At 61.9% G+C, this 18,068-nt stretch carries 14 protein-coding genes, 4 tRNA genes and 1 other RNA gene; 7 read left to right on the top strand and 12 right to left on the bottom strand.

The genetic code is table 11. The features are described from left to right. The first annotated feature begins 34 nt into the window (after positions 1 to 34). Positions 35 to 529 carry a DUF3775 domain-containing protein gene (locus FHS48_RS11340; RefSeq protein ID WP_184263676.1) on the top strand — a complete coding sequence of 165 codons (495 nt, stop codon included), beginning with the start codon at positions 35 to 37 and terminating at the stop codon, positions 527 to 529. A gap of 49 nt (positions 530 to 578) precedes the next feature. After that, positions 579 to 1,058, top strand: coding sequence for a CoA-binding protein (locus tag FHS48_RS11335; protein WP_311769126.1), 480 nt, complete (start codon positions 579 to 581; stop codon positions 1,056 to 1,058). 82 nt (positions 1,059 to 1,140) lie between these two features. Here FHS48_RS11335 and FHS48_RS11330 read toward each other — a convergent pair whose 3' ends face one another. From FHS48_RS11330 to FHS48_RS11290, 9 genes are all read right to left on the bottom strand, one after another. Next, on the bottom strand, positions 1,141 to 2,568 hold the full coding sequence (locus FHS48_RS11330) for a hypothetical protein (protein WP_184263675.1): 1,428 nt from the start codon (positions 2,566 to 2,568) through the stop codon (positions 1,141 to 1,143). 441 nt (positions 2,569 to 3,009) lie between these two features. Next, positions 3,010 to 3,537: an SspB family protein gene (locus FHS48_RS11325; protein WP_311769125.1), complete on the bottom strand. Its 528-nt coding sequence runs from the start codon at positions 3,535 to 3,537 to the stop codon at positions 3,010 to 3,012. 234 nt (positions 3,538 to 3,771) lie between these two features. Continuing rightward, positions 3,772 to 4,113: a transfer-messenger RNA gene (ssrA, locus tag FHS48_RS11320) on the bottom strand. A 61-nt stretch (positions 4,114 to 4,174) separates the two neighbouring features. Next, complete coding sequence (locus FHS48_RS11315; RefSeq protein ID WP_184263673.1) at positions 4,175 to 4,573, bottom strand: VOC family protein; 399 nt, start codon at positions 4,571 to 4,573, stop codon at positions 4,175 to 4,177. A 226-nt stretch (positions 4,574 to 4,799) separates the two neighbouring features. Further along, positions 4,800 to 4,875: transfer RNA gene (locus tag FHS48_RS11310), tRNA-Glu, on the bottom strand. 42 nt (positions 4,876 to 4,917) lie between these two features. Then, a tRNA-Glu gene (locus tag FHS48_RS11305) sits at positions 4,918 to 4,993 on the bottom strand. Between the two features lie 55 nt (positions 4,994 to 5,048). After that, positions 5,049 to 5,124, bottom strand: a tRNA-Glu gene (locus FHS48_RS11300). 56 nt (positions 5,125 to 5,180) lie between these two features. Beyond that, positions 5,181 to 5,681: a M67 family metallopeptidase gene (locus FHS48_RS11295; protein ID WP_221443477.1), complete on the bottom strand. Its 501-nt coding sequence runs from the start codon at positions 5,679 to 5,681 to the stop codon at positions 5,181 to 5,183. Between the two features lie 51 nt (positions 5,682 to 5,732). Then, positions 5,733 to 6,245, bottom strand: a complete 513-nt coding sequence (locus FHS48_RS11290) for a hypothetical protein (protein WP_184263671.1) — start codon at positions 6,243 to 6,245, stop codon at positions 5,733 to 5,735. Between FHS48_RS11290 and FHS48_RS11285 the strand changes: the two genes are divergently transcribed. Further along, on the top strand, positions 6,189 to 7,463 hold the full coding sequence (locus FHS48_RS11285; RefSeq protein ID WP_311769124.1) for an RluA family pseudouridine synthase: 1,275 nt from the start codon (positions 6,189 to 6,191) through the stop codon (positions 7,461 to 7,463). The genes FHS48_RS11290 and FHS48_RS11285 overlap by 57 nt on opposite strands. A 96-nt stretch (positions 7,464 to 7,559) precedes the next feature. On the opposite strand, the gene lon is transcribed toward FHS48_RS11285, so the two are convergent. Then, positions 7,560 to 9,968 (bottom strand): endopeptidase La, encoded by a 2,409-nt coding sequence (lon, locus tag FHS48_RS11280; protein WP_184263670.1) that lies wholly within the window; start codon positions 9,966 to 9,968, stop codon positions 7,560 to 7,562. A gap of 377 nt (positions 9,969 to 10,345) precedes the next feature. Beyond that, positions 10,346 to 11,698: a globin-coupled sensor protein gene (locus FHS48_RS11275; protein WP_184263669.1), complete on the bottom strand. Its 1,353-nt coding sequence runs from the start codon at positions 11,696 to 11,698 to the stop codon at positions 10,346 to 10,348. Between the two features lie 512 nt (positions 11,699 to 12,210). Here FHS48_RS11275 and FHS48_RS11270 point away from each other — a divergent pair. From FHS48_RS11270 to clpP, 3 genes are all read left to right on the top strand, one after another. After that, a tRNA-Leu gene (locus FHS48_RS11270) sits at positions 12,211 to 12,295 on the top strand. 140 nt (positions 12,296 to 12,435) lie between these two features. Next, positions 12,436 to 13,860, top strand: coding sequence for a trigger factor (tig, locus tag FHS48_RS11265; RefSeq protein ID WP_184263668.1), 1,425 nt, complete (start codon positions 12,436 to 12,438; stop codon positions 13,858 to 13,860). A gap of 303 nt (positions 13,861 to 14,163) precedes the next feature. Further along, positions 14,164 to 14,814, top strand: coding sequence for an ATP-dependent Clp endopeptidase proteolytic subunit ClpP (clpP, locus tag FHS48_RS11260; protein ID WP_311769123.1), 651 nt, complete (start codon positions 14,164 to 14,166; stop codon positions 14,812 to 14,814). A gap of 76 nt (positions 14,815 to 14,890) precedes the next feature. On the opposite strand, the gene FHS48_RS11255 is transcribed toward clpP, so the two are convergent. Then, positions 14,891 to 16,186, bottom strand: a complete 1,296-nt coding sequence (locus FHS48_RS11255) for a DUF1835 domain-containing protein (RefSeq protein ID WP_184263667.1) — start codon at positions 16,184 to 16,186, stop codon at positions 14,891 to 14,893. Positions 16,187 to 16,572: 386 nt separating this feature from the next. Here FHS48_RS11255 and clpX point away from each other — a divergent pair, with 386 nt between their 5' ends. Continuing rightward, positions 16,573 to 17,847: an ATP-dependent Clp protease ATP-binding subunit ClpX gene (gene clpX / locus FHS48_RS11250; RefSeq protein WP_184263666.1), complete on the top strand. Its 1,275-nt coding sequence runs from the start codon at positions 16,573 to 16,575 to the stop codon at positions 17,845 to 17,847. Positions 17,848 to 18,068: the final 221 nt, after the last annotated feature.

The following is an 18,068-nucleotide window of genomic DNA, read 5'->3' as shown; positions in this document are numbered from 1 at the left end:
TCCGTGCCATTCCTGCCGCACCGGAGCCGCCGCCATGCGTGACCGCCAGCCTCATCCGTTCCCCCTCCGGCCTGCCCGCCAGATCCTCTCTCCGGCATCGGAGCGTCCGGCAGTTCCGCTGAACATTTCCGGCCCCACTCTGGCTTATATCATCGCCAGAGCCAGAGAGTTTGACGCCGCCATTGATACACATCCGGAACCGGCGGACGACACCCTCCAGCTTCCCGATCTCGAGAGTGATTACCTTCCCGCCTGCGGCAGCGAAGATACCCCCTATGACGACCTGCACAGTGCCCTGTCCCTGCTGAATACCGAGCAGATGGCAACTCTGGTCGCTCTCCTGTGGGTCGGGCGCGGTGATTATGCCCGCAACAGCTGGAAGGAGGCCCGACAGGCTGCCACCGAGATTCTGGAGGAACGGGATGGCGCCGATTATCTGTGCGGAACCCCGCTGGCCGCCGACTACCTGACCGAAGGTCTGGATATGCTGGGGCATCAGATCGACGACCCCGGACGGCTGGTTCTGTAATCTGGCACAATCCGCTACACTGGTGCCCCCACAGACCGGAGGCCACCCCGTGATTCTGCCCGCATTTTCCCATGCCGCCCTTACCGCCGATGCCCCGGTGCCTTACCCGGACGGGCATACCCGGATCATCCTGGGGGCCGTCCGGACCATTGCCCTGATCGGGATTTCCGCCAAGGCAGACCGCCCCAGCTATCACGTGATGGCGTTTTTGCAGGGCCGGGGGTTCCGGGTGATCCCGGTCAATCCCGGTCTGGCCGGGCAGACCCTTCTCGGGGAAACGGTATACGCCGACCTGTCTGCGATCCCTGACCCGATTGATATGGTCGATATCTTCCGGAACTCTGACGCCGCCGCCGCCCTGACCGACGAGATCATCGGCCTGAACCAAACCCTGCCCGAAGGCCGGAAGATCCGTGTGGTGTGGATGCAGCTGGGAGTCCGGGATGATGCCGCCGCCTGCCGGGCTGAGGCTGCCGGACTGACGGTGATCATGGACCGCTGCCCCAAGATCGAGCTCGAGCACGCCTGATCCCTTCCGTCCGGACACAGAAAAGGGGCGTCATGCGCCCCTTTCTGTTCTTTGCCACGACAGAGGGTTTTTCAAAGCACCCTCAGGACTTTCCGCCTTTCTTCAGGCCGATCGTATCTGCGGCCAGACCGAACGGGGCCCGGGGCTGCGCATCCTCAATCCCCACGGCAGCGCCGGAGATGATGGTGAAACCTTCCGCCGTCGCCAGTTTAATTTCTCCGGCAGAATGCAGATCCCACACATAGCGGTCCTGCGGCACCTTAACCTTCAGTGCCTTGACCGCCGCGCCGAACTCCTTCAGCGCCAGACGCCGCTGTGACGCCGTCGCCCCATGGCGGCCCAGTTCGTTCATATCAATCCCAATCCCGTCGGCCCGCCCCAGATGGGGGGCAATGGCTTCCAGCCCGCCATGCAGGATCCGCACATGCACCTGACCGAACAGGGCCCGCAGTTCCGCAATCGTATCAGGCAGCAGCGTCAGCGGATGGGCATCAAGGATCCCGACAATCTCCGGAACAACTCCGGCCCGCAGGGCTCTCGGTACATTGTTATCCAGTGATTGCAGGATCCGGTCCCGGTTCCGGCCCAACAGGGAGCGGTTATGCAGCGGCAGGGACAGTTTCGGCAGGGTCGGCAGATCCTTCAGACGGGTGATCTGCTGCGCCACCGCTTCAATGATCCGCAGATCAACACCCAGTGAAAACGGATCTTCGTACCCGCCGTTCAGCACCCACTTCCCACGGTAAATGCCATAATCAGTATGCCGCCGGGCGAGGGCCTGATAGCCGGTCACCATCTCCTGCCCCGGAGCCCAGACCGGAGAGAAGCTGAAGGACAACTGCTTGTGCAGGCGGGCAGCGACTTCTCCCACCGACAGCTCCACCTGCGGGGCGCTGACCGCCACCGCCAGAGACGTATCCGCCACCGGCGCAGGCTCCGGTGAAATTCCTTTTGACAGCAGATCGCCGAACGTCACCCGCTCCAGCTGGATGCCAAAGGATTTTCCCTGCGGGGTCGATGGCCCCAGCAGGTTCTGGCGCAGTTCGCCGAGAATACGGCTGGCACGCTGCGGCGCCTGCTCGGCGTGTTCTCCGCCCATATAAACGACAAAGGCATTGTCAGCATGGCGCAGGAACGTATCCGCCGGACCAAGGCGCTTCCGCAGGACGATTTCCACCACCTTCATTGCTTTTGCAGACAGGCGGGGCCATTCGGTTCCGAACGCCAGCTTCAGTTCTTGCAGGGAATAAAGGTGCAGCGGCACAATGCTGACGCCACCGCCACTTTCCGCATGGCGCAGGCAAGTCTTCAGCATGTTATCAAGACCGAAGCGTGGCCCCAGTGCCGAGACCTCGGGCTCAATCAGATCAGCCGCATAAATGCGGTCTGCCATGCGGTGAAGAACATCCGCCGTTTTCGACAGCAGTTCTTCTCTCAGCCGCTCAACCCCGGACTTTCCGCCCGTGGGTGCCGCCAATGCCTGATCGAGAATCAGTTCTGCGCTCGACATCGTCAGCGCTCCTCCCCGTTTCCGCATGCCGCAGGGAGATCCCCCTCCGTCTGCCGCATGCATCCCGTGCCAAGACCGGCCGTGAGTCGTGCGTTCTGCCGTTGCACGATCCGGCCGGGTCTCCCCCTTTGCGCGGTCCAGCCTTTTTAGTGGCTGTTCTCAGCTCTTCCCCGCCGTGGACCGGTGGCGGACCCCCAAACCTTTGAGGATCTTAATCGATTTGCCTTGTGTCCGCACCTTACGGTTATAAGACGTTTGTTTTATACAAATCGACGAAGGACTTATATTTGTTCGAAGGTTATACCCCACTTTTTCCGTGTGTGCCAAAACAAATGAAAATGCGGAGACCGTTCGTTTATAACGATCTCCGCATATGTAAATATTCAATGGATTACAATATAGCCGGTAATCCCCTGAAACCAATCAGGACAGATACCGCCATTACTTGCGCCGGAACGCGTCCAGGGTCACGACCTTGCTGTCGGACGCATCCGCAGCATTCCGGTCCTTCACCACCTCGTCGGCATTGTCGGCCTCAAACAGGGACGGCGAATCGGAAAAATCTTCAGCGTCGTCGAAGTCGTCGTCGTCATAGAGATCGGCATCCGCCGCCAGACCGCCCTGAAACTGCAAACCGAACTGGGCATGCGGATCGGCAAAGCCGGTCACGGCCTCAAACGGCACAACCAGCCGCTCCGCCTTGCCCTGGAACGACAGTTCGACAGAGAACCAGTCCTCATGCACTTCCAGATTCCAATACTGGTGCTGAAGGACGATGGTCATCTCTTCCGGATACTGGGCCCGCAGGCGCGGCGGAATCGCCACATCGGCATGGGTGGTCCGGAATGTGATGTAAAAGTGGTGCTGCCCCGGCAGTCCGCTGGCCACAACCAGACGCAACGCATCACGCAGAACGCCGCGTAGCGCCCGTTCCACCAACATTTCATATTGAATACCCGGTGTATCCACCTGCACCACTCCGCCTGATAAGGCGTGGCACATACCGCCACGCCGAAAACCCGGGCCGGATCCACCGTTGCCACGGGCACACTCAGCACAGGCACACAGCGGCGGCCGGAAACCACACAGCTGAACATCCGGCGGCATCGGGCAGCGCCCTGCTGCGGGCCTGCTGTGCCAGCCTCATCTGCTTTCCGGTCAGCCTGAAAGCCTTACCCCAAAAGACAGTGTCAGCCAGAATAAAGTGGGGGGCTTCTGTTGCCCGGTGCCCCCCGGACCGCGCTTACCGGCAATTAAGCGGCAGCGGCAAGTTCAACGTTGTCGTTGGCACTTGTTGTGATTGGCCCGATGACGGTGGATACCATGCCGGATACAGCCGAAACCTTTACTACGCACGTCGATCCTGTTTCGTCCCCATGCTTCCTGCCCTTTGCAAGGCCCTGTAGACAGGGCAGGCAGAAAATTTGGTGGAGACGCCGGGTACCGCCCCCGGGTCCGTAACGTCTATTCCGTGACGGGTTTAGCATCATAGCCGGGCAAGCCCGGCACCCCCAATATAGAGGCTGCGCCGCGCTGCGCAAGAGTTAGTGCGCCCCTGCCGGAAATTAAACAGAACCGGAGACGCAGGGCCTCAGCGAAAGCCGGGTCACTCCGGCGGTGCCATCGGCGTGCAGAGTTCCACCAGAAGACCATCCGGACAGCGCAGATGCGCCACCGTCTGCCCCCATGGCTGAAGGGTCGGAGGGTGAAGCGAAACCGCCCCGGCGGTCATCGCCCGATCATAGGCGGCCCCGACATCATCGGTGATCAGCGTCACTTCCATGCCCAAAGGCTTTTCCGAAGAGTCTGCGGCAACATATCCGGCGGGCAGAAGCCCTGCTGCCACAGTATGGGCGGCAAAAGCGAGAACGGTTTCGCCGGTTGCCAGCTCACCATAATCCGAGCTATCGAGCAGATACCGCGTTTCCACCCCAAAGGCCCGGCCAAAGAAAGCCAGAGAGGCAGGAACATCACTGACGTAAACAATCGTGTAACCGAAGCGCATACACCCTCCCCTTATAACGCCCGCCGCGCCGGGAGACGGTCGGATTGACCGGCAGGCCGGGGTACGCGTTTACCGGGGTGGACCGCCACAGCAGCGGAAAGCCACCCGGGGTCATGCAGCGGGGGAAATAGAGTATCGCAGGTGCGTAAAAGAAAAAAGGCCGCCATACGGCAGCCCATAAAAATAGAGTCGAAAATTAGCGCAACTCTCGAATCAGACGCTCAGGTGGCGTCCCCACGGGGATTCGAACCCCGGTTATCGCCGTGAAAGGGCGGTGTCCTAGGCCTCTAGACGATGGGGACGCGGCCTGTGCGGTCCCGGTCAGTTTTTGCTCCATCCTGCGGTGGCGTCCCCACGGGGATTCGAACCCCGGTTATCGCCGTGAAAGGGCGGTGTCCTAGGCCTCTAGACGATGGGGACAGACCGCAGATGGTGCATAACCCTGCCGGGGCGGGATTTCTCCCAGTCTCTTCAGTGGCGTCCCCACGGGGATTCGAACCCCGGTTATCGCCGTGAAAGGGCGGTGTCCTAGGCCTCTAGACGATGGGGACGCGGCCTGAAGAGGAGCGGTTTTTAGACGCTGGGGCCGACTGCGTCAAGACACTTTTTACAAACCCTTCTCTTTTTTTATTCCCGCCGGTTTAAGGCCCCGGACAATCAGCAGGGAGACCGGCTGAAAGCCCCGGTTTCTTTGGTAATCAACGCGGTGATCGCCCCCCCCGTAACCGGCAGCCGCCGGAGGAACCGATGGATGCCAAGCCGAAACCCCCGTCACCTGCCCCGTATCAGGGGCCACCGCCACAATCAGCCACCAAGCCGACAGATCGGCAATCGCCTCAGCATCGCGCTGACTTGGCCCGGCAAGGCCGTTGGGATGAGAATGATAGTGGCCGGTCACCGCCAGCCCCTCTGCCCGGGCATGACGGTGGGCCGCGAAGAGATCCGACGGCGCAATCTCAAAACGGTCAGGATCGGCTGCCTGATTGACCATCGGCAGAACGCGGTCAATCCGCGCCCCCTGCCCGATCAACAGGCCACAGGCCTCTGCCGGAAACGCTCCGGCAGCCTCCCGGCAGACCAGCCGGAACGAATCCTCAGGCAAGAGCACCGATCGCGGAGACCGCCACCGGAAGACCGGACACTCCGCCATGATCAGACCTCAGCGCACCGGAACCGGCGTCCGGGCCGGATGCGGCGCCTGCCCCTGCTGCTGCGGCATCCCTTGTGTCACCCCCTGCGGTGCCTTCAGGCTGATCCGCCCCAGAACCCGCCCGGCAGTCAGATCGATGATGTGCAGGCTGGGACCGGTGTTTTCCAGAACCGTCACCGTCAGGATGGTCCCGGAGGTCTGGACATCAACGATTTCCGCGCTGTCCATGGCATCAAGGGTGATCGAGCCGAACACCGGCAGCGTCACCGCCGGGCCGTGCATGGCCGGGGCCCCGGCCACCGGAACCCCCGCCACCGGCTGCACCGGCGGCACCGCTGCCGCATCAGCAGGCTTGCCAAGCTTATCGGCCTTGGAATACATCCCATAGCCAAGAGCAGCGATGCCCACCACAATCAACGCCGCCATGCCCAAGGCAATGGTCTTGACCGTCCGCAGCCTCCGGGCATGCTGGTGATCGAAAGCGTCCTGTTCGGTATCGTCGTTATCGCGGTTCGTCGTCATGTCAGGGGTCCGATCCTCAACGGAAACCGGGGTGCCGACGGTCAGCCCCTGCTGCCGCGCAACCCCGTACTCAGAGTCCTGTCCGTGCCCCGATCCAAGCCCCCCACCCGTCCGCAGCCCTCCCCGACCTCCGGTTCGCCCGGTGCCGACTGGGATGACGATCTGGTCTACGCCGCCGATGATATGGCTGACGATGACCTGCCGGAAGAGGATACAGAGGCCGCCCCCGCCGGAGATCCCCCGGGGGAAGGCCCCTTTACCCTGCCGCCGGTCAGCCCGGAACAGGCTGGAACGCGGCTGGATAAATGGCTGGCCGAAGCTGCCCCGTCACTGTCGCGGTCGCGCCTGAAGGCGCTGATCCTTGACGGACAGGTCAGTCTGGACGGCGTCACCATAGTGGACCCCTCGGTCCGGGTCAAACCCGCACAGCAGGGCGTGGTAAACCTGCCTGCCGCGGTCCCGGCCCTGCCGGTACCGCAGAATATTCCGCTGACCGTGGTCTATGAAGACGATGACCTGATCGTCATCGACAAACCCGCCGGACTGGTGGTCCATCCGGCTCCCGGCAGCCCGGACGGTACGCTGGTCAACGCCCTGCTCTATCATTGCGGAGACCGTCTCTCCGGCATCGGCGGGGTCCGCCGTCCCGGCATTGTCCACCGCATCGACAAGGATACCTCCGGCCTGCTGGTGGTCGCCAAAAGCGACCGCGCTCACCACGGCCTGTCCGCCCAGTTTGCCGATAAGTCGGCGGAGCGTGCCTATTGGGCCCTCGTCTGGGGGTGCCCGCTGCCACGCGCCGGGGAAGTGGAAGGGAACATCGGCCGCAGCCCGCAGAACCGCCAGAAGATGGCCCTGCTGCGCAGCGGCGGCAAACCGGCCCTGACCCGGTTCCGCACCTTGCAGCCCCTGTGCGGCGACGCCGTGGCCCTGATCGAATGCCGCCTTGCCACCGGGCGGACCCACCAGATCCGCGTTCACCTGACCCATATCGGCCACGGCCTGATCGGGGACCCGATGTATGGGGCCGGGCGACGGGTCCGCGGCCTGCCGCCCGTGGCCCGCGCCGCCGCCGAAGCCTTTCCCCGGCAGGCTCTGCACGCATGGCTTCTGGGCTTCACCCACCCTGTCACCGGGGAACCGATGCGCTTTGAAAGCCCGATGCCGGACGATCTGGCCGCCCTGCTGACCGCCCTTGGCGGCGAGCCACCGCTTTAAGGCACCCCGGTCCTTTAAAGACACCCGGGCCCAATAAAAAACCCCGCCGTCCGGATCCGGGCGGCGGGGTTTTCCATTCACAGGCTCAGGGCGTGATCAGTGGGTGATCACCGCGTCGTCCGCGTCCTTGGCCTTCTGGCGGGCCAGCTCGGCGGCGGCTTCCTCTTCCTCGTTCCACTCGATCGGCACCGGCTGCTCGACCAGAGCATGCTTCAGCACTTCATCAGCGGTGGAAACAGGGATGATCTTCAGCCCCTTCTTCACGTTATCCGGAATATCCGGCAGGTCTTTTTCATTTTCCTGCGGGATCAGCACCGTCTTGATGCCTCCCCGCAGGGCCGCCAGCAGCTTTTCCTTCAGGCCCCCGATCGCCAGCACCCGGCCGCGCAGGGTGATTTCGCCGGTCATGGCGACATCGGCACGGATCTTGATGCCGGTCAGGGTGGAGACGATGGCGGTACACATGGCAATCCCGGCCGACGGACCATCCTTCGGGGTTGCCCCCTCCGGCACGTGAACGTGGATGTCCTTGCGGTCGAAAATGGTCGGCTTCAGGCCGAAGCTGGTCGCCCGCGACCGCACGTAGGACCGTGCCGCCTCGATCGATTCCTTCATCACGTCGCCCAGCTGGCCGGTGACGGTGAACTTGCCCTTGCCCGGCACGGTCACGGCTTCAATCGACAGCAGATCGCCGCCAACCTCAGTCCATGCCAGACCGGTGACGGTGCCGACCAGATCTTCCATCTCGGCCTCACCGTAGCGGTACTTGCGCACCCCGGCGTACTTTTCCAGATTCTTCGGCGTCACCGTTACCTTCTTCAGGTTCCGCATGGTGATCTCTTTGATCGCCTTGCGGGTCAGGGTGGCGATTTCACGTTCCAGATTACGCACCCCGGCTTCGCGGGTGTAGTAGCGCACCAGATCCCGCAGGGCGGCATCGCTGATGGTCCACTCGGTCTTCTTCAGGCCATGCGCATCCATCTGCTTCGGAATCAGGTGGCGGCGGCAGATCTCGACCTTCTCATCCTCGGTGTAGCCCGACAGCCGGATCACTTCCATGCGGTCCAGCAGCGGCTGGGGCATACGCAGGGTATTGGCGGTACAGACGAACATCACGTCGGACAGATCGTAATCCACTTCCATGTAATGGTCCTGGAAGGTGGCGTTCTGTTCCGGATCCAGCACTTCCAGCAGGGCCGAGGACGGATCCCCGCGCCAGTCCTGCCCCAGCTTGTCCACTTCATCGAGAAGGAACAGCGGGTTGGAGGTCTTGGCCTTCTTCATCCCCTGAATGACCTTGCCCGGCATGGAGCCGATATAGGTCCGGCGATGACCGCGGATTTCCGACTCATCGCGGACCCCGCCCAGCGAGACGCGGACGAAAGCACGGTTGGTCGCCTTGGCGATCGACTGCCCGAGGGAGGTCTTGCCGACACCCGGCGGGCCGACGAGGCAGAGAATCGGCCCCTTCAGCTTGTGGGTGCGCTGCTGGACCGCAAGATACTCAAGAATCCGCTCCTTGACCTTATCAAGGCCGAAGTGATCGGTATCCAGCACCTTCTGCGCGCCCTTCAGGTCGTTCTTCAGGCGCGACGGCTTCTTCCACGGAATGGTGAGCATCCAGTCGAGGTAGTTGCGCACCACCGTCGCTTCCGCCGACATCGGGCTCATCGACTTCAGCTTGCGCAGTTCGCCCAACGCCTTTTCGCGGGCTTCCTTCGACAGCTTGGTCTTCTTGATGCGCTCTTCGAGTTCGGCGGCCTCGTCGCGGCCTTCCTCACCCTCGCCGAGTTCCTTCTGAATGGCCTTCATCTGCTCATTCAGGTAGTACTCGCGCTGGGTCTTTTCCATCTGCCGCTTGACGCGGCTGCGGATGCGCTTTTCGACCTGGAGGACGCCGATCTCATTTTCCATGAAACCGAAAATGTGCTCCAGCCGCTCGGCGACGGTCGGCAGCTCCAGCAGTTCCTGCTTTTCGGCGATTTTCAGCGACAGGTGGGAGGCCACGGTGTCGGCCAGCTTGGCCGGTTCCTCGATCTGATTGACCGAGACCAGCACTTCCGGCGGAATCTTTTTGTTCAGTTTGACGTACTGTTCAAACTGGGAAATCACCGAACGGGCCAGCGCTTCCTGTTCCCGGCGGTCGGTTTCCCCTTCCTCCAGCACGGCGGCCTCGGCCTCGAAGAACTCCTCGCGGTCGGTGTATCGCAGAATCTTGGCCCGCTGGCCGCCTTCCACCAGCACCTTGACGGTGCCGTCGGGCAACTTCAGCAGTTGCAGCACGGTCGAGACCGTGCCCACGTCGTAAATGTCCTGCGGCGCCGGATCATCCTGCGAGGCGTTGCGTTGCGCCACCAGCAGGATCTGCTTGTCGTCATTCATGACGTCTTCAAGCGCCCGCACACTTTTCTCGCGGCCGACAAACAGCGGCACGATCATGTGGGGGAAGACGACGATATCCCGCAACGGCAGGACCGGGTAGGTCTGAGAAGAACCCGTCACCACTCTGAACCTCTTCTTTCAGGCAGCTGCAACCCTCTTGGAGGCATCGCGCCACGCCAAATACAGCACCGGAACCGTAAAAAAGCGGCATCCGCACACCAAAAAACGATTTCGGCACCCTTACTCTACGCTGTGATATAGGCAGATACAAAGGAAACGCCAGATCCAAAGCATATTTCCTGTGGATGGAATGGTCAAAGTGGTGTTTCCCAGCCGCTTTGCCCCCGGGCGGAAAACCCGCTTCAATCCGGAAAACCCATCGGGGTTCCGGCCCTATCCCTGTGTACTGACATAAAAAAACCGCCACCCCGGAACCCCGGAGCGGCGGTGGCAGAACAGAGGGACGGTCTGGAAAGACGGTCCGAAAAAACAGGGTTGAATCAGACGACGCGGATGCTGCGCAGGAAGTCATCCACCCGCGCCTTCAGCTGTTCCGACTGCTGCGACAGCTGATGCGATGCCGACATCACTTCCCGCGCCGCAAGGCCGGTTTCATTGGAAGCCTCGGTCACCTGATAGATATTTCCCGTGACCTCTGCGGTGCCCCCGGAGGCCTCCTGCACATTCTGTGCAATTTCCCGGGTGGCTGCCCCCTGCTGCTCAATCGCTTCGGCGATCGAGGTGGCAATCTCGTTGATCCGCACAATCGTGCCGCCGATCCCCTGAATCGCCGTCACCGCATCCTTGGTGGCGGACTGCACGGAAGAGATCTGGGTCGAAATTTCGCCGGTGGCCTTGGCGGTCTGGTTGGCAAGGCTCTTCACCTCGTTAGCCACGACGGCAAAACCTTTCCCGGCTTCCCCGGCCCGCGCCGCCTCGATGGTGGCGTTCAGGGCCAGCAGGTTGGTCTGGCTGGCGATATCAGAAATCAGACGCACCACCTGACCGATCTTGTCCACCGCCTCGGCCAGACTGTTGATCAGATCATTGGCCCGCCCGGCTTCCTGCACCGCATCGGTCGAGATCTTGCTGGAATCGGCTACCTGACGGGAAATTTCGCTGATCGACGCATGAAGCTGTTCAGCGGCGGCCGCCACGGTCTGCACATTGACCGCGGCATTTTCGGCAGCATTGGCGACGACACTGGCCTGCGCGCTGGTGGCCTCGGCAGTCTCCGCCATGCTCTGCGATGTTGCCTGCAACTCCGTGGCCGCAGCCGCGACAATCTCGACCATGCCATGCACTTCGCGCTCAAACACACCGGCATGCCCGTTCAGGGTCTCGGCGGCGGTTTCCCGTGCGGTCTGAATATAGACGGAGATCGCCAGATCCATATCCAGCATCACCGCCTTATTAACCGCCGTCAGGATCTGGGCGCTCCGTTCCGGCTTCTTCCGGTAGGTCTGCTGAACCAGCTCAACAATCCGATTGAGGGTGAAGCAGTAACCACCGATGTACCAACGCGGCTCCAGCCCGATCCGCTCATGGGTCCGGCCGATAATCACCACCTGCCGCATGTATTCGTCACCGAAATCGCCGGTGAAGACATTATCCAGCCAGTGCTTTTTCTGCATGGACCGGGCATGGATGACCCGGTTTTCATCGGCGAACAGGCTTTTCAGCTCCGGGTTCTGTAAGATGTATCCGTAAAAGGCGTCCAGAACGCTGTCGATGTGGCGCTCCAGCAACGGCCGGATCTCCAGCAGAGCGTCCCGCGTCTGCGGGTCAATCTGCAAATAGGCGAGCCGCCCCGCCCGGTCGAGGCTGTCAGCGTGATCGATCGCATGATGCATTGCGGTGAACTCCTTCCCCTTGCCTTCAGGCACCCCTGCCCGGGGTTTTTGCCATGCCCATGGTCTGCCCCCGCAGACCTAATGAAGCTGGCGCAGATGTACACCTAAATTTTAATAAAAAAAATGGTGTTATTTCGTCTTAATCACAATGTAAGTAGGGATATCATCTCCACTTGCCTGCCATCGCTGTCTTACAGAAACGGTAAAACCCGCACCCCGGTCAGGGAATTCCCCTTACCAGCCCGGTTCCGGACGGCAAAAGCGAACCACGACGGCACTGTTTCGCGCCTTCCTTGACCGCGCTGACAGAGCCGGATTCATTTTTGTTGCCCCGGAGAAGCGTATTGTCTATGTCATGTGGGTTCTGGCGGCCGGAGTCCCGGCGGCCGGGTCCTGCGTTGTATGGCCGGGTATAAATCCGGCGGCTCCGCAGGGCTCTGGTCCGGTCCTCCCCTCCAGTCAGCGGCTTTCGGGCGCCGGGCGCCTGTCTGTCAGGCATCCCGGTGCCGCACGCGGGCGTGGCGAAATTGGTAGACGCGCCGGATTTAGGTTCCGGTGGCTTTGTCCGTGGGGGTTCAAGTCCCTTCGCCCGCACCAAAACAGTTACCCTGCCTTGCGGGATTTCCCCGGGGGGCATTTGTTCAGACACGCCGGAACCGACCCCCCTGACCCTTAAAAAAACGGGGCGGAACGGACCGGCAGGAAACGCAACGAAGCACTTTTATTCGGGATTTTCCATGCAGGTCACTCAAACCACCGCCGACGGTCTGAAGTACGCTTTCAAGATTGTCGTTCCGGCTGACGCCATTGCCGCCAAGGTTGATGGGCGTATTCAGGAGCTTTCCGCCAAGGTCAGCCTGCCGGGCTTCCGTCCGGGCAAGGTTCCGGCCGCCATCGTCCGCAAGCGCTATGCTGGCTCCGTCATGGGCGAAGTGCTGGAAGATGCCGTGCAGGACGGTGTCCGTTCCGCCCTGGAAGAACGCAAGCTGACTCCGGCCATGCAGCCGAAGGTCGAAGTTGTCTCCTTCGATGAAGGCAAGGACCTGGAATTCACCGTTGAATTCGAAGCCCTGCCGGAAATCGGTGATGTCGACTACGCTGCCGTCGAGCTGACCAAGCCGGTGGTGAAGGTTGCCGACACCGAAATCGACGAAGCCCTGACCCGCATCGCCGAAAGCCGCAAGGCTGCCGTTGCCACCGACTCCAAGCGCAAGGCCAAGAAGGGTGACGTGCTGGAGATTGACTTCGTCGGGTCCATCGACGGCGTCGAGTTCCCGGGCGGCAAGGGTGAAGGCTACGATCTGGAACTGGGTTCCGGCTCCTTCATTCCGGGCTTCGAAGACCAGCTGATCGGTGCCAAGGCCGAAGATCAGGTGACCGTCACCGTCTCCTTCCCGGAAGACTACCACGCCCAGGATCTGGCCGGTAAGGCCGCCCAGTTCGCCGTCACCGTCAAGGCGCTGAAGGAACTTCAGGTTCCGGAAATCAACGAAGAGTTCGCCAAGTCGGTCGGCCTCGAAAACGTTGACGCCCTGAAGGCCGCCGTGCGTGAGCAGATCGAAGGCGACTACACCCGCATCGCCCGTGGCCGCATGAAGCGCGACCTGCTGGACAAGCTGGCCGAGATCGTTTCCTTCCCGGTTCCGGCCTCCATGGTTGAAGCCGAATTCGGCGGCATCTGGGCCCAGATCGAACAGGCGATCAAGGCTGACAGCCTGGATGAAGAAGACAAGGGCAAGTCGGAAGACGAGCTGAAGACCGAATACCGCGCCATCGCCGAGCGTCGCGTGCGTCTGGGTCTGCTGCTGGCTGACGCCGGCCGCAAGAACAACATTCAGGTCAGCCAGGAAGACCTGAACCGCGCCGTGATGCAGGAAGCCATGCGCTACCCGGGTCAGGAACGCGCCGTGTTCGAGTTCTTCCAGAAGAACCGTGACGCCGTTGAGCAGCTGCGCGCCCCGATCTACGAAGATAAGGTCGTGGACTTCATCCTTGAGCTGGCCAAGACCACCGAGCAGGAAGTCACCGCTGAAGAGCTGGTGAAGTCCGACGGCGAAGGTGAAGACGGCGACGACAAGCCGAAGAAAAAGGCCGCTGCCAAGAAGAAGGCTCCGGCCAAGAAGAAGGACGCCGAAACCGCTGAAGCCACCGAAGAAGCGTAAGCTTCCCGGGGTTTCCGGTTCCGTCCGGTTATGCTGTCAGGGCCTCCGTCATCCGGCGGGGGCCCTGATCTTTTTGGCCCCCTTCTTTTTTCGGCTCAGCTGCCTTAGATATGGATCAGGGCAGTGGCAAATCCGATACGTGGTACCGAATGCCGCTTGATCCCTGATAGATTTGGTTTTTTACTGCGAGTTGGTTTTTCAGGCTCCGGACCGCTCCGGGGGATGCCCCCGGTTCCCGGAAAACCTGACGATATATCCTTGCCCGCCGGTCTCCGGCGGAGCCCAGTTCGGAAAGGCGGAAGAATGCGCGAGCGGGATCCTTATGATGTCTATATGAACACCCTGGTGCCGATGGTCATCGAGCAGACCAGCCGGGGCGAGCGCAGCTTCGACATCTACTCTCGGCTGCTGAAGGAACGCATCATCTTCCTGACCGGTCCGGTCAACGATGTGGTGTCCAGCCTTGTGTGCGCCCAGCTGCTGTTCCTGGAATCGGAAAATCCGTCCAAGGACATTGCCTTCTACATCAATTCGCCGGGCGGGGTGGTCACATCCGGTCTGGCGATGTACGACACCATGCAGTACATCCGTTGCAGCGTCGCCACCCTGTGCATCGGACAGGCTGCCTCCATGGGCTCCTTCCTGCTGATGGCTGGGGCAGCGGGCAAGCGCTTCTCGCTGCCGAATTCGCGCATCATGATCCACCAGCCGTCCGGCGGTTTCCAGGGTCAGGCGACGGACATTGAAATCCACGCCCGCGAAATTCTCAGCCTGCGGTCGCGCCTGAACAGCATCTACGCCAAGCACTGCAACAAGCCGCTTGAGGAAGTGGAAGCGGCAATGGAACGCGACAAGTTCATGACCGCTGACGAAGCCAAGGCCTTCGGCCTGATCGACGAAGTGGTTCAGGAACGCCCGAAAGCGGTTGATACCGGCGAAAAGTCCGCCGACTGATCGGCCTCCTTTCAGGATTTCAGCGATCAGGATTCCAAACGGGGGAGAGTCTCAGGCTCTCCCCCCGTTCTGCTTTTCAAAGACGGACCACAACCACCCCGCCCTGCCGGTCCCAGCGCGGGCCACGGTATCCCGGCCCGATCACCACCGGCCCAAACCACCTACGGGCCGTGGTCAGCACCATAAAGTCCTGCCACCCGGACAGAACATCGCGCCCGGTCTCCGTCAGCACCAGACGGCGCTCCGGCCACGGATGCCCAGAACCCTGACAGGACAGCACCGGTGGATTCGACTGCAACAGATCCGCCAGTTCGCGCCAGTACATCATATCCCCCAGCCACGGCAGCGGCTCCCTCTGACGGCTCAGCCGCCGGAACAGCAGTCCTGCCGTCAGGCCGTCCTCTCCGGCCTCTGCCAGCAGCGACAGGGTCAGACTCTGGGTCAGGCCAAGACCGGACCCGACCGCCGGCAGTTCCTGCAAATGCCGGGCGACAGCCGCCGCCATTTCCGGGATCCCGGGCAGACCGTCTGCCGCTATGCGGGCCAGTCCCGCGATATCTCCGTCCGCAAACCGGCGCCACACGGCAGCCCCGGCAGCCATCACCACCGCAGACACCGGCACCCGGCGGGTTTCCCACAGCATCAGCAGGCTCTCCGGACTCAGCTGCCCAAGCCCGGTAAAGCGGGGGACACCGGGCACGCTGCTGACACAGATCATCTCCACGGCCCGCCGGGGCGGGTGACACCACAGCCGCCACAGCAGATAGGCGAGGATCAGCTGATCATAGGCATCGTGTTCAAACCACAGAACCAGCGGGCCTCCCTCGCCCTCCAGCGCCATCGCCAGATCCTGATAGGACCGGGCAACCCGGGCCTCCGCATCGGCGGGGTCCAGCCCATAGGCCCCTTGCAGATAGGCCCGGCGCAGAGTCGGCAGATCATCTCCGGCCGAAACCGGGCCATGGCAGAACGGATCGGAGAATTCCACGAACCGGCCCCGGAATCCGGCAATCTCCAACCCACGCCGGATATCACTGCCACAGCGCAGATGCAGGGTCTCCGCCGTATCGGGAACAGGAGCAGTCCCGCCCTCGATCCGGTGCCGCAGAAAAGCCTGACGATCCGCATGGCGGCGCAGTTTTGGCCAGCTGGAAAACCCGGCCTCCCGGGCCACCACCCATAAGGCATCGGCCAGCTTCACCGGCTCCGGCACCCCGGCCGGATGTACGGCGGTCATCCGCCGGAGAGCCACAGGGTTCCCCGCCTGCACATCCTTCAGCAGACGGCGGGCGGCCTTGCGCAGCCACTCCGGATCAAGACGGCCATCGGGCAGCGGTGCAAAAAGATCGGGGTCAGAAATGGGCGTGGACATGGGATTCCCTCTGGTGAGAGCAGCCTGCGTCTGCCTGACAGGCGAGGAAATCCGAAAAATGCGTCAAAGACGGTGGGCAAAGCCCTTTTCGCAGACAGGAAGGCTTGGCGAAAGCCCGTCACAGGCCTAAATCAGAACGGTCAGGATCGTCAAGCGCCTTTCCGCCAGCCTGCCTGTTCGTGCGCCTGAATGCCCCCAATCGGGCGATATAAAGACAGGACGGCGAAAAAGCCGACGATTTAGGGATTGTGCCCCGCTCTCAGGAGCGGCTAACATGGCGGGAAAGCTACGACTTCGTGGCAAGACTTTGTCCTGGCGGCGGCAGCCGGTTCTGTGGGGATCTTCCCGCTCCCCTCCGGTCGCCCGCTGCATGGAGTGGAGATACAATGAGCAAGTCCTCCGGCGGCGATTCCAAGAACACCCTGTACTGCTCGTTCTGCGGCAAGAGCCAGCATGAAGTGCGCAAGCTGATTGCCGGACCGACCGTGTTCATCTGTGATGAATGCGTCGAGCTGTGCATGGACATCATCCGTGAGGAACACAAGACCCATCTGGTGAAGTCGCGTGACGGCGTGCCGCCCCCGCGCGACATCATGAAGGTGCTGGACGATTACGTGATCGGCCAGAGCCACGCCAAGCGGGTCCTGTCGGTGGCCGTGCACAACCACTACAAACGCCTGTCGGCCATGGGGGCCAAGGGCAATGAGATCGAGATCGCCAAGTCGAACATCCTGCTGGTCGGCCCCACCGGCTGCGGCAAGACCCTGCTGGCGCAGACGCTGGCCCGGATCCTTGATGTTCCGTTCACCATGGCCGATGCCACCACCCTGACCGAGGCGGGATATGTCGGGGAAGACGTCGAAAACATCATCCTGAAGCTGCTTCAGGCCGCCGACTACAACGTCGAACGTGCCCAGCGCGGGATTGTGTACATCGACGAAATCGACAAGATCAGCCGCAAGTCCGATAACCCGTCGATCACCCGCGACGTATCGGGCGAAGGCGTGCAGCAGGCCCTGCTGAAGATCATGGAAGGCACCGTTGCCTCCGTGCCGCCGCAGGGCGGGCGCAAGCATCCGCAGCAGGAATTCCTGCAGGTTGACACCACCAACATCCTGTTCATCGTCGGCGGCGCCTTCGCCGGTCTGGACCGCATCATCGGCCAGCGCGGCAAGGGCAGCTCCATCGGCTTCGGTGCCGATGTCCGCGATCCGGAACAGCGCCGCACCGGCGAACTGCTGCGGGAAGTGGAACCGGAAGATCTGCTGAAGTACGGCCTGATCCCGGAATTCGTCGGCCGCCTGCCGGTGGTCGCCACTCTGGATGACCTCGACGAAGCCGCCCTGATCCAGATCCTGACCGAACCGAAGAACGCGCTGGTGAAGCAGTATCAGCGCCTGTTCGAGATGGAAAGCACCAAGCTGACCTTCCACGAGGACGCCCTGCGCACCGTCGCCAAAAAGGCGATTGCCCGCAAGACCGGTGCCCGTGGCCTGCGGTCGATCATGGAAGGCATTCTGCTGGATACCATGTTCGATCTGCCGGGGATGGAAGGTGTTGAAGAGGTGGTCGTTAACGCCGAATCCGCTGAACTGCGGGCCAAGCCGCTGATGATCTACTCCGAAGCCCCGCGCGGGGAAGAAGCAGGCAGCGCCTCCTGACGCCCCGGACGGTCAACCGTCATGAAAAACCCCGGCAGATCCACTGCCGGGGTTTTTTACGGGGTCCGGGACCAGCCAGACTAGAGCGCCGAGCCTGAAACCCGAATCAAAGTGATTCCCATGTGGCCTGTTTTGTGATTCACCTTTCTTGGAGGTGGATCATGGGCAAGAGCTACTCGTCAGACCTTCGGGTTCGGATTCATGGTGCGATTGAGGATGGG

The organism is Novispirillum itersonii (assembly GCF_014205675.1).
Classification (GTDB): domain Bacteria; phylum Pseudomonadota; class Alphaproteobacteria; order Rhodospirillales; family Rhodospirillaceae; genus Novispirillum; species Novispirillum itersonii_A.
Note: the sequence above shows the minus strand (reverse complement) of the source record. Positions and strands in the feature narration are given on the sequence as shown.